At 71.6% G+C, this 11,752-nt stretch carries 12 protein-coding genes; 4 read left to right on the forward strand and 8 right to left on the reverse strand.

The window, feature by feature from the left end; all coding sequences use genetic code 11:
* Positions 1-62: 62 nt before the first annotated feature.
* Complete coding sequence (locus JYK02_RS19925; protein WP_207053175.1) at positions 63-527, reverse strand: hypothetical protein; 465 nt, start codon at positions 525-527, stop codon at positions 63-65.
* Positions 528-648: 121 nt separating this feature from the next.
* Here JYK02_RS19925 and JYK02_RS19930 point away from each other — a divergent pair, with 121 nt between their 5' ends.
* On the forward strand, positions 649-1,107 hold the full coding sequence (locus JYK02_RS19930; RefSeq protein ID WP_242588815.1) for an SRPBCC family protein: 459 nt from the start codon (positions 649-651) through the stop codon (positions 1,105-1,107).
* Between the two features lie 3 nt (positions 1,108-1,110).
* Here JYK02_RS19930 and JYK02_RS19935 read toward each other — a convergent pair whose 3' ends face one another.
* From JYK02_RS19935 to JYK02_RS19945, 3 genes are all read right to left on the reverse strand, one after another.
* Positions 1,111-1,869, reverse strand: a complete 759-nt coding sequence (locus tag JYK02_RS19935) for a hypothetical protein (protein ID WP_207053178.1) — start codon at positions 1,867-1,869, stop codon at positions 1,111-1,113.
* 19 nt (positions 1,870-1,888) lie between these two features.
* Positions 1,889-2,485, reverse strand: coding sequence for a hypothetical protein (locus tag JYK02_RS19940; RefSeq protein WP_207053180.1), 597 nt, complete (start codon positions 2,483-2,485; stop codon positions 1,889-1,891).
* Between the two features lie 131 nt (positions 2,486-2,616).
* Complete coding sequence (locus tag JYK02_RS19945; protein ID WP_207053182.1) at positions 2,617-3,768, reverse strand: AAA family ATPase; 1,152 nt, start codon at positions 3,766-3,768, stop codon at positions 2,617-2,619.
* A 45-nt stretch (positions 3,769-3,813) separates the two neighbouring features.
* Here JYK02_RS19945 and JYK02_RS19950 point away from each other — a divergent pair, with 45 nt between their 5' ends.
* From JYK02_RS19950 to JYK02_RS19960, 3 genes are all read left to right on the forward strand, one after another.
* The gene (locus JYK02_RS19950) at positions 3,814-4,434 is read left to right on the forward strand and encodes a hypothetical protein (RefSeq protein WP_207053184.1); all 621 of its coding nucleotides are present in this window, start codon (positions 3,814-3,816) and stop codon (positions 4,432-4,434) included.
* Between the two features lie 36 nt (positions 4,435-4,470).
* A complete protein-coding gene (locus tag JYK02_RS19955) occupies positions 4,471-5,187 on the forward strand; it encodes a YqiA/YcfP family alpha/beta fold hydrolase (protein ID WP_207053186.1) in 717 nt (238 codons plus the stop codon).
* A 65-nt stretch (positions 5,188-5,252) separates the two neighbouring features.
* The gene (locus JYK02_RS19960) at positions 5,253-5,966 is read left to right on the forward strand and encodes an esterase family protein (protein ID WP_207053188.1); all 714 of its coding nucleotides are present in this window, start codon (positions 5,253-5,255) and stop codon (positions 5,964-5,966) included.
* 95 nt (positions 5,967-6,061) lie between these two features.
* Here JYK02_RS19960 and JYK02_RS19965 read toward each other — a convergent pair whose 3' ends face one another.
* The 4 genes from JYK02_RS19965 to JYK02_RS19980 form a co-directional block, all read right to left on the reverse strand.
* A complete protein-coding gene (locus JYK02_RS19965) occupies positions 6,062-6,706 on the reverse strand; it encodes a LysM peptidoglycan-binding domain-containing protein (RefSeq protein ID WP_207053189.1) in 645 nt (214 codons plus the stop codon).
* 110 nt (positions 6,707-6,816) lie between these two features.
* Positions 6,817-8,223 (reverse strand): MATE family efflux transporter, encoded by a 1,407-nt coding sequence (locus tag JYK02_RS19970; protein WP_207053190.1) that lies wholly within the window; start codon positions 8,221-8,223, stop codon positions 6,817-6,819.
* Between the two features lie 77 nt (positions 8,224-8,300).
* Positions 8,301-10,448, reverse strand: coding sequence for a beta-propeller domain-containing protein (locus JYK02_RS19975; RefSeq protein ID WP_207053191.1), 2,148 nt, complete (start codon positions 10,446-10,448; stop codon positions 8,301-8,303).
* A gap of 126 nt (positions 10,449-10,574) precedes the next feature.
* On the reverse strand, positions 10,575-11,747 hold the full coding sequence (locus JYK02_RS19980; RefSeq protein WP_242588816.1) for a TIGR02266 family protein: 1,173 nt from the start codon (positions 11,745-11,747) through the stop codon (positions 10,575-10,577).
* Positions 11,748-11,752 lie beyond the last annotated feature (5 nt).

The raw sequence follows: 11,752 nt of genomic DNA on the forward strand, positions 1-11,752 counted from the left end.
CAGCAAAACGCGCGCAACGGGCCTGGCCGCCGCGAGCCATGACGTGGGCAGCATCGCGCCCGTCACGAAGCCGCCTCCGCGCCACCATTGGCGGACAGCCACGCGGTCAGCGAAGCACGCGCAACGGACTTCGCAGCGCCCACGGAGACGAGCACTCCCGATGCGGGCAGCACCGCGAGCGGCGCATCGCCGTGCCCCGCGAGCAGCGCCCGCTCCAGCAGCGATGGCGCCACGTCTGGCTCCAGCGCGCAGGGCAAGAGCAGCGCGGGCGCCAGCGGGTCACGGCCCAGGTACACCGCGCCGTCCACCCAGGGCAGTGACGTGGCAGGCCCCAGCAGCACGAGCACGTCCTGCCCTGCGACCCCGCTCCACGACGCCAGCACCGCGTCCTCCGCCCGGAGGGCTCGGCGTCCCAGCGCGAGCGCCACGGGCCCTACTCCGGCCACGGCCAGGGGCTCCAGGGGCAGGAGCCTCGGGCGCCAGCGCACGGGGAGCCCCGTGACGGCTGGTTCCGGTGGCGCCCTCATGACGCCCTGCTCCCGCGCCCGTTGATCACACCGCCACTCTAGAACGCCTCCCACCGGCGGCGAAGCGGCGTGAGCGCTTCCCCCTATACAGCGGGCGGGGCCGTTGCCCATGCTCCCCGGCATGAGCACGACCCGGATCCACCACCACGTGAAGGCCCCTCGCTCGCGCGTCTACCGCGCCCTGATTGACGCCCGCGCGGTCGCGACATGGATGGTGCCCGACGGCATGACCAGCCACGTGCACACCTTCGAGCCCCACGAGGGCGGCGCGTTCCGCATCTCGCTCACCTACGACGCGCCCACGGCGACCGGCAAGACGACCGCGCACACCGACACGCACCACGGCCGCTTCGTGAAGCTCGTGCCGGACGAACTGGTCATCGAGACCACCGAGTTCGAGTCCTCCGACCCCGCGCTCCAGGGAGAGATGCGCATCACCTTCACGCTCACCGACGCGCAAGACGGCGGCACCGACCTCGTCGCCGTGCACGAAGGACTTCCGTCCGTCGTGTCCCCCTCCGACAACGAGCTGGGCTGGCGGATGTCCCTCGCCAAGCTCTCGCGCTACGTCGAGCCGTGAGCCTCAGCGCCACGACAGCTCACGCGCCGTCGCCACCTTCGGCAGGGCGCGGTACTCCTCCGTCAGCACGAACCCGTCCCCCATGTTGGTGACGCGGGTGAGCGCGTAGAAGTCCTGGAAGCGGTACTCCGCGCTCGCCTGCCGCAGCAGTCCCTGCTTCAGCTCCTCGACGCTGCCCTCCCCGTCCCGCTTCAGGGCCGGGCCCGCCAGCGTCGCGAGCGTCGCGTTCGCCGCGCGGAACGTCGCGCTGATGGGCTCGGCCTCCACCGCGCGGCTCACCGCGACCAACGCCACCAGCCGGCCGTCCGCGCCGAACGTCACCCACATGTTCCGGATGGGCGCCTCGCGCTTCAGGCCCGGGAACAGCGACGCCGGCACGTCCGCGCAGTCCAGGTCCCCCTGACTGCGCGGCACCGTGCACGTCACCCCGTTCACCCGCGCCCACTCGAGCAGCGCCTCGCGCGTCGTCTGCTCCAGGTCGAACCCCAGCGCGGGCCGGGCCAGCGCGGCGCTCTCTCCCCGGTGGGCGGCCGCGAAGCGCTGCCTCGCGGCCTCCTTCTGCTCGGGGCTCTGCTTCACGTCGTACCCCAGCGGGCACCCCGCCGCGGACGCGGCCTGGGGCATGGACATCCCCATCCACTTCAGGAGCGGCCGGCCGGACGGCGTATGGGCAAAGCCCATCACCGCCGTGAACAGCACGGCAACCCCCACAATGGAAACCAGCACGCGGCGCATGGCGCGCGTGAGAACGAAGCGGGTCATGGTGCCCTCCAGGTGTTGGCTACTTGCCGACGATGGACGCCTTGAACGCCGCGTCCGTCACGATGGGAGCGAAGCAGGAGGACACGTCCGCGCTCGTCACGCCGTTGTCCACGAGCGCCGGCACCACCATGTTCGCGATGAAGTAGTCGTACTGGGAATTGGTGATGGCCATGCCCAGGTGCGCCGCCGCCATGTTCTGCGGGCCCGCGTACGTCTTGCCATCCGTGTACTGGATGGATTCCGGACCGCCATAGGCATACACGAGGAACGCCGCGAGCTTGCCCTCGAACGTGGCCGCGTCGTCCGCGTAGGCCGGGCCCTTGCTGGCGTCACCGATATGGGTGAAGGACTCGCCCAGGTTCGCCGTGCCGTTGATGCCCTTCAGCTCCGCCAGCGTCTTCGCGATGATGGACTTGTTCACCGCGACGAACGCGTTCGCGCCGAAGGTGTCCCACGCGTTCTTGTTGCTGCTCGTGCAGCGCAGCGACGTGCCCGGCCCGGTGCCCGTGGGCATGTAGCCGGTGCCCGCGTCAGGCATGTTGTTGTCGTCATCGTCGCCACAGCCCGCCAGCAGGGCCGCCGAGGCAATGGCCAGCGCCGCGAAGGTGTTTCGCATGAAGTGTCCTCCCGTGGATGGAATGCCTTCGGCACGCCGCACCGAAGGCGGCCGTCCCGCTGGCAGCCACCAATACGGAGCCCCGGATGCGTTGGATTCCACCGGATTTCCGGAAGGACTTCCGAACCGCTTCACGCCGCGCGATTACTCACGTCCTCCAGCACCGCCGCCACCGCGCCGCGCAACGCGCGCAACGACTCCGGCAGCGCATCCGGCGCGAAGCCCGCGTCCATCTCGCGCGCGACCCCTTCCAGCTTGAGCCGCCACGCGGCCACCGCGTCCGCGTCCGCAGGCCGGGCCTCCAAGAGCGCATGCCCCGCCTGCGCGATGCGCTGGGCCCGGGCCAGGGGCCCCGCGCTCGCCTCCAGCGCCGCGGCCGGCAGCGCGGGGTTCTCCGACGCGGACAGCACGTCGCGCAGCACGTCACGCGCCAGCGCCTGCGCCTCCTTCGTGGGCACCGCGTAGACGAGCGGCCACAGGTCCGCCACGCCCGGCGTCGTGCGCCCCGCCAGCGCCGCGGCCGCCGCCACCAGCCGCTGCACCTTCACCGCGCGCCGGTCCGACAGCGCGATGCCCGCCGCGCGCAGCGTCCGCAGCGCCTGCGCCAGGTGCGGCCGCACCGGCCCCAGGTCCGCGCCGCGCGCCGCCCGGGCCACCACGTCCAGCGAAGCGAGCGACGCCACGCGCGGGGCCGCGTCCGCCCACAGCGACGCGCCCCCCTCCAGCAGCTCCTCCAGGCGCGGGTCGGGCACCGGCTCCACGAAGATGCGCGCCAGGAAGCGATCCGCGAACGCGGCCAGCGCGTCGTCCTCCGGCAGCGCGTTGGACGCGCCCACGCACACGCGCAGCGGAACCTGCATCCGCGTGTGGCCGCGCCGGAAGGTGCGCTCGTTGAGCAGGCCCAGGAGCGTGTTGAGGATGGCGGTGGAGCCCAGGAAGACCTCGTCCAGGAAGGCCACCTCCGCCTCCGGCAGCATGCCCGCCGTCTCCGTCTCCACCAGCCCCTCGCGCAGCTTGCGCAGGTCCACCGGCCCGAAGATTTCGGACGGCTCCGTGAAGCGTCCCAGCAGGTACTCGAAGTAGGAGCCGCCGAGCGCGCGTGCGGTCCTGCGCACCGCCTCGCTCTTGGCCGTGCCTGGGGGCCCCACGACGAGCAGGTGCTCGCCCGCCACCGCCGACAGCGCCACCAGCTCCACCATCGCCTCGCGCTCCACCAGCCCCCGGCTCGCGTCGGTAAGCGCGTCGCGGACCTCGGCTGCCGCGACCTCGAAAGTTACGGACATGCCCGCAAGCCTAGCCTCGCCCCCGGTCCGGCATACAGTGGCGGCATGGATACGAAGTGGAAGTGGCTGGCGCTGGCGGGCGTGCTGCTCGCCGGGCCGGCGGGTGCGGACGGGTGGCACGGCTATGCCTCCGTGGGCGCGGGCATCACCCTGGATCATTTCAGCGACTGGCGCGCCAAGGGCCCCGCGCTCCAGGCCTGGCTCGCCGTGGAGACGCCGCCCGGCCTGTCCCTGGGCGCCGTCTTCGAGACGACGCAGACCTGGGGCCAGCAGTTCGCGGAGGCCAACAACCCCTCCGAGCTCAGCCACGTGCAGTTGGACTACACCGCCGTGGGGCTGGAGGCCCGGCTGCGCTTCCTGGGCGACAAGCCGGTGACGCCGTGGGTGGGCGCGCGGCTGGCGAAGAGCTGGTCGCAGCCCTTCACCCCCAACAGCATGGGCCAGCTGCGGCGCGAGGACTTCGACGTCACCAGCATGGCCTTCCGCGTGGGCGTGGACGGCTGGATTTCAGACCGGTGGGGCATCTCCATCGCCACCGCCCTCCAGTTCTGCGACGTGAAGTTCACGAAGGACGCGGACGACACCAGCGCCAGCGCGGGCGTCAGCGTGAACATGTGCGCCAAGCCGCTCCAGAGCATCGTCGCCGGGCCCGTGCTGCGCTTCTAGCGGACGCGGGAACGGGGACGGATACAGTGCGCGCCCATGAACGCGCCGCTCGCCACTCCCGCCTCCGGTCCCCGCTGGCTCTACCTGCACGGCTTCGCCTCCGGCCCCCTCTCCGCCAAGGGCGTCTGGCTGGACGCGTACTGGGCGAAGCAGGGCATCACGCTGGAGCGCCTCAACCTGCGCGTGCCGTCGCTGGAGCACCTGAGCCTGCACACCATGCTGGACACCGTGCGGGACGCGCTGGGCGCGCCGAACGACCGCGCCGTCCTCATCGGCTCCAGCATGGGCGGCTACGTCGCCGCGCGCACCGCAGAGGCCGACCCGCGCGTCGGCGCGCTGGTGCTGCTGGCTCCCGCCTTCCACTTCGTGGAGCAGCTCCAGCGCCGCCTGGGCCCCAAGGCCTGGGCGGAGTGGCAGCGCACGGGCTTCCTGGAGACGGACGACCACGCGGAGAAGCGCCGCACGCGCGTGCACCACGGCATCATGCAGGAGGCCCAGCTCCTGGACGCGAAGCGCGGCCCCTGGCCCGACGTGCGCGTGCCCACGCTCATCGTGCACGGTCGACAGGACGACACCTGCGACGTGCGCTATTCGCGCGAGTGGGCGAAGGGCAAGCGCCACGTCCGGCTGGTGGAGGTGGATGACGGCCACGAGCTGACCGCGTCGCTGGAGCTCATCGCGCGGGAGGCGGATGTCTTCCTCTCGCCATGGCGGGGTGTGGAGCCCGCCCGACAGGTGTTCACTGGCGGCTGACCCGAGCAGGTCCCGTGTGGCCGCCTCGCTCGCGCCGCGAACGCGCCGGTTAAGGTGGCGGCCCTATGAACCGTGAATACCACCGCTGGCACAGCCCGAGGTTGAACCGGGACATGGAAGCGCTGGTGTACGGGCACTCGGGCGAGCCCGTCATCCTGGTGCCCACGAGCAAGGGCCGCTTCTACCAGGCCGAGGACTTCGGCCTCATCGGCGCCATCGCGGACTGCATCGCCGCGGGCCGCTACGTCGTCCTGTGCGTGGACTCGGTGGATGAAGAGTCCTGGTACAACAAGGACGTCGCCCCCGCCGTGCGCGTGGCCCGCCATGCCCAGTGGGAGGACTACCTCGTCCATGAGGCGGTGCCGCTCGTGCGCGGCCGCTCCACCGGAGGCCGCCTCACGCTCGCCGGGTGCAGCCTGGGCGGCTTCCACACGTACAACGTGGGCCTGCGCCACCCGGACGTCTTCCAGCGCCTCATCTCCATGGGCGGCAAGTTCGAGACGGAGGACTTCCTCGACGGCCACCACGACGAACAGGTGTACTTCCACACCGCGCCGCAGTGGCTGCCCAACCTGCACGACACCGGCCGCCTGTCCGCCCTGCGCCGCGTGGAGATGACCCTGGCCGTGGGCGAGCACGACTTCTGCCGCCCCTCCAACGAGAACCTCTCCAAGGTCCTCTGGCAGAAGGACATCCGCAACGACCTGTCCATCTGGAACGGCGGCACCCACGACTGGCCCGTGTGGCGGCAGATGATCCGCCAGTACCTGCCGGCCTGAAGCGCCACGCATCTCCAAGGTTTGGACACGACAAAGCCTCCGGTCGACAAGGACCCGGAGGCTCGCGTGATGCGCACCGTGAGGAGCCGGAAGGGCTACTCGATGGGCATGAACACCTTGAAGCCGGTGCGGCCGTTGTTCGTCGTGTTGCGCTCGATGAAGTCGCTGGCGGACGAGTGGCCGTCGCCCAGCGTCACCGCCGTGTGGCCGTAGATGCTGCCCAGGCGCGTGGAGGTGGCCTCCCAGGTGAGCACGAGGCCCGGAATCTTCAGCGCCTCCTCCAGGGACATGTCCACCTGGCGGAACTTGTCGCGCGGCAGGTTGTTGTCGATCTGATTGCCGTTGCCGGACACGCCGATGCCCATCGAGTTGCGGATGGCCCGGCTCACGCCCGTCGCGCACAGGCCCTGGCTGCTGTAGCCGCCCATGCCCATGGCCGCCGCGCGCGCGGCTTCCGCCAGCCGGCGACCCTTCTCGGTCCCGCCGGTGGGGGCCACGCCCATGGGGCCGCCCACGTCCGCGCCGCCGCCCACGCCGTTGCCGCCACCGCGCACACCCTGACGGCCACCGCCCGCGTCGAAGCTGTCACGGCCGGAGTGGCCAATGCGCAGCGTCCGGCCGGAGAAGATGAGGTCGGGGTTCGAGATGTTGTTGTCGCGCGCCAGCTTCTGCACGGAGGTGCCGAAGCGCTGCGCGAGCGCGGAGAGGGTGTCGCCAGGGCGGATGCGGTAGTTGGACATGTAAGCTCCTGCGCCAATTCTCGGGACTTCCCGATCCAGGTTGCGGCCGTTTCCAAGATTCTTGGAGTTTTCAGCCGCACTGGAAGCCTACACCGAACCGCCCTGCCCTCTCAGTTCTCCAGGGGCCGGAGGGTGCCGGCGCTGACGCGCCAGAAGCGCCACAGCACGGCGGCGGCCACGGTGATGAGCCCCGCGCACAGGCCCCACCAGATGCCCAGCACGCCCATGCCCAGGTGGAAGCCCAGCAGCAGGGTCAGGGGCAGGCCCACGGCGTAGTGGCCCACGATGTTGGCGATGAAGGTGAAGCGCGTCTGGCCGGCGCCGCGCAGCACGCCCGCGCCCACGCCCTGCACGCCGTCGAAGACCTGGAAGATGGCGCTCACCATGAGCAGGGGCAGCAGCAGCGGCAGCACCTCCTCCGGCGCTCCGGCCAGCTTCGCCAGGCCGCGGGGGAAGAGCGCGAACACCAGCCCGCCCATGGACATCACCACCGCGCCCAGGGCGAAGGCCATCAGCCCGCTGCGCCGGGCCTGCGGCGTGTCGTGCGCGCCCACGGCCCAGCCCACGCGCACGCTGCCCGCGTTGCCGATGCCCAGCGCCATGGTGAAGGTGAGGCTGGCGAAGGAGAGGGCAATCTGGTGCGCGCTCACGCTCACCGTCCCCAGCTTCGCGGCCAGCACGCCCGCCAGCGCGAAGACGCCCACCTCCGCCGCGATGTGCAGGCCAATGGGCAGCCCCACCCGGAAGGCCCGGAGCTGGTCCGCCTTCACCGGCTTGCGCGACGGCGTGCCCGGCACCGCGATGGCCTGCACCGCCCGCGCGACGATGAGGACCTCCATCGCCGTGCACAGGAGCGTGGACAGCGCCGCGCCCGCCGCGCCCATGGCCGGCACGTGGGTGAGCGGCCCCGCCCATTCCGGCAGCGACGCGCCGCCGAAGACGAACAGCGGCACCAGCATCACGTTGACCACGTTGGCCAGCACGGCGGACACCACCAGCGGCCGGGGCATCCCGATGGCCTGCAGGTACGCGCGCACCGTGAGGAAGATGAGCATCAGGGGCAGGCTGGGCGCGCGGAAGTGCAGGAAGGCGCGCACCTGGACGATCTGCTCCTCCGCCACGCCCACCCACGGCAGGCCGGCGGGGGCGGTGATGAGCACCGCCCACAGCACCACGCCCACGAAGGCGGACAGCCACACGCCCTGCCAGAGCACGTCCCGGGCGCGGCGCGGGTTGCCGGCGCCAATGGCCTGGGACACCAGCGGGTCCACGCCCATCATCAGCCCCATGCCGAAGCTGCTGACGGCGAAGAAGAGGGCGTGGCTCAGGCCCACCGCCGCCAGGGCGGACGTGCCCGCCCGGCCGACGATGAAGGTGTCCGTCACACTCATGAGGGACTGGCCGGCCTGCGCGATGCACAGGGGGATGGCCAGTGCCAGCAGCGCGCGCAGCTCCCCCCGGATGCCGCGGGCCGGGGGGGTGGACGACAGGGAGGGCTCGGCGGCTTCGGGCGGCATGGCGGGCCTATAGGAAAGGGAGCGCGTTGGCGCAAGCGACGCACTCCCCCTTCCCGCCTGACTGCCCTCCCACCCCGTCAGGGCGTGCTGACGGGGAACGGCACGGTGACCAGCGGCGTCTGGAGACTGCCCACCTTCGACACGCGCACCCCCGCGTCGCTGATGGCGTAGACGTAGTCATCCGCCATCACGCTGCGGCGCACGTCCGGCGTGTAGTAGTAGCTCCACTGCGGCATGTTCACGGTGCGGAACAGGTCCGACATGGGCACCGCGCCCACCGGGGAGATGCCCGCCGCCAGGTCCACGCGGAACACGCGCAGCTCCGTGCGGAAGTTGGACCAGTAGCTGTCGGAGGACGTGTAGGACCGCGAGTAGTCCGTGAACGGGATGGCCACCAGCCCCTTGGCCGCGAAGTAGTTGAAGGCCTTGTGCTCGTAGAGGGCCTCGCTCCAGCCATAGGCCTCGCCCACCAGCTGCGTGGCGACCTCCTTCGGGTGCGCCAGGTCGCTCGCGTCGAAGAGGGACAGCTTCAGGGTGCTGGTGCCGCAGCAGGGGCCGCCCGTGGGCTCCGTGTGGATGCCCAGCGTCAGCAGGTGGTGCTCGCCCACCGGGTGCATGTACGTGGAGAAGCCGGGCACCTTCAGCTCGCCCACCTTGCGCGGGTGGGCGGGGTCGCTCAGGTCGAAGGTGAAGAGCGGATCCACCTGGAGGAACGTGACGACGTAGCCGCGGTTGCCCACGAAGCGCGCGCTGAAGATGCGCTCACCCTCGGCCAGGTCCTCGCTGCGGCCCAGCTCCTTCAGGCGCCCGTCCTTCACGCCCAGCGTCGTCACGCGGCTGGCCGTCGTCGTGCGGCCCCACCACCAGTCGGCGTGCTCCGGCTCCGGGAGGCGGGTGGTCACCGTGGTGGCCATGCGCAGCACGCCCTCGTGCTCGTCCATGGCGAACTGGTCCACGGGCACGCCCTCCACCGTGCCGGAGCCCGCGTACACCGCGCGGCCCGGCTGGCTCACGTCGAACTTGTGCAGGTAGGTGAAGTCCTTCTGCCCGGGCAGCGGCCACCACCAGTAGTGCGAGTGCGCCAGGTACAGCGACTCCTTCGACGCGTACACCGTGCCCGGCTCCGCCACCAGGCTGGTGCGCCCCGGCGCCGCCGTGCGCGCGTCCAGGTCCAGCGAGGCCACCGTCACGAAGCCCAGCGCGGAGGGCGCGTTGCTCCGGTAGAAGTCACCGCAGGACGTGGGCAGCGCCGTCGTCACGCCCGCCGCGTCCACGTGCCGGCCCGCGGGCAGCCACTGGTCCAGCGTGTTGGCGCGGATGGCCTTCTCGTTGCTCTTGATGAGCGCGTCGATGGCCTTCGTGAGCTTGTCCTCGTCCTGGTAGAGCTCCTCCGAGTAATCCACCCAGAACTTCACGCCCTCCGGCCAGCGGAACGCGTCCGACAGCACCAGCCGCACGTTGCTGTCCACGCGGCGCGCCTGGTTGAAGACGCCGGGCAGGTAGACCTGATCCACCACCGTGGGGTGCGCCACGTCCGACACGTCCACCGTGGTCACCTTGGTGCTGTCGGCGTTGTAGAAGCCGCAGCCGAAGCCGACGCAGGCGATGTCCATCATGGGCACCATGCCCCCGCCCACGCCGCCGCCCCTCGTCGGGACGCCCGGCAGGGACTGCGCCACCTGCGAGATGATGACCAGCCGCTGCTTCTCGTCGAGCAGCATCTCCCGGGGCCAGCCCTCCACCTCCAGCGTGGAGGCCAGCGTGAGCTGCTCCGCGGGCCACGAGCGGTGCGCGTACAGCCGGTTGCCCGACAGCACGAAGATGCGCGTGCCGTCGTTCTGCACGAAGTCGGACTCGTGCACGCCCTCCACCTGGTTGTTGGTGCCGGTGGAGTCCTTGGGCGCCTGGCCGCCGCCGCCAGCGGACGCGTTGCCGCCGCCCGCCGAGTCCTCCGCCGTGGGCATGGGCCCGAAGACGACGCCGCCGCGTCCCCGGCCGAAGCGCTCCCAATAGCCGGGCTTCTGCTGCTCCAGGCTCGCGCGCATCTGCTTCGTCGCGGAGTCCTCGATGTAGCGCTCCAGCGCCGAGCACTCGTTGAAGGACTCCAGCTTCAGCGACTGCTGCACCGGTTCGTTGTCCAGGCCCTCCGGCGCCTTGCCCTCACCGCCGCCACACCCCACCGCCAGGAGCGTGAGCCCCACCGTTCCGAAAAGACTCCAACGCATGCGTGATTCCTCCCGCGAAAGCCTCGCGGGGCGCAGCGCTTTGCCACGCCCATGCCAGGGGGGAATCACGTAGCGTCTGTGTGTGATTGCGGGGGGTTGGAGCGCGCGCGAGGGCCCGCGCCGCTCTCAGAAACCTGAGGCGCGCACGGTGCCCGCGGTGGGAAAACCGAGGGTCTGGGGCACGAAGCGCACGAAGCGCTGCTGAAGCTGCGCGTCCATGCCCTCCAGCCGCAGGCCCATGCCCGTCTGCGAGCGGAACGCGCCGCCCATCCCGGGCGGGTTGCACCACGCCACCACGGCCTGCGCCTCGCACGGCGTGCGCTGCCCGGCCATCACCAGGCGCAGGGACAGCCGCGAGCCCTCGCGCGCGGGCGTGAGCGTGCGCACGAAGAGGCCCTGGGGGCTGGCGTCGTGGCTGAAGCCGCTGAGCGTGGGGCCTCCCGGCGTGTTGAACTCCACCACGGTGAAGAAGGGCACGCGCTCCGCGGCCCGCAGCGGCACCGTGCCCGGCGACAGGCGCGCCATCACCTTGGCCAAGAGCTCGTCCGCGCCCAGCTGGCGCTTGAGCAGCAGCGGCGCGCCGCTCAGCTCCTGCGCGCGCTCCAGCACGTCCGGCGCCTCCTCCACGCGCGACATCAGGACCAGCGGCTTGCGCGCGAACTGCTCGCGCAGACGCGTGGCCAGCGACAGGGCCTCGCGCGGCAGCCGCGACACGTCCACCACGAAGCCGTCCAGCTTGTCGCCGTGGGCGGTGGCCTGCGCCGCCGCGTCGTCCAGGTCCTTGGCGTAGAGCACGTGCAGCCCCTCGTGCTCCAGCGCTCCGCCCAGGAAGGTGTGCAGGAAGCGGCCGCCCTCCACCAGCAGCACGCCCCGCCCGCGCGGCGGCCCCGTCCAGGCGCGCTCGCGCGACAGGCGCACCGCGGCCACCTTCGCCGCCAGCGCCTCCTGGCTCACCGGCTTGGGCAGGAAGTCGTCCGCGCCCGCGCGCCCGCAGTGCATCACCTCGTGCGGCTCATCCGCGGCGGTGAACATCACCACCGGCACGTTGCGCCCGGCCGGGTGCGCCTTCACCGCGCGGCAGGCCTCGTCCCCCTGGAGCTTCTCCAGGTGCAGGTCCATGAGGATCAGCGCCGGCGTCCGCTGCGCGAGCTCCGTGAGGCACGCATCCGCCCCCTCCAGGCCCACCACGTCGCAGCCCATGCGCGACAGGTGCAGCCGCATCACGTCCCGCGCCGTGCGCGAGTCGTCCACCACGAAGACCAGGTCTCTCGGGCGGGGAGAAAAGCCGGGGGTCATCATGACTC

Origin of the sequence: Corallococcus macrosporus, assembly GCF_017302985.1 — a bacterium.
GTDB classification, from domain to species: domain Bacteria; phylum Myxococcota; class Myxococcia; order Myxococcales; family Myxococcaceae; genus Corallococcus; species Corallococcus macrosporus_A.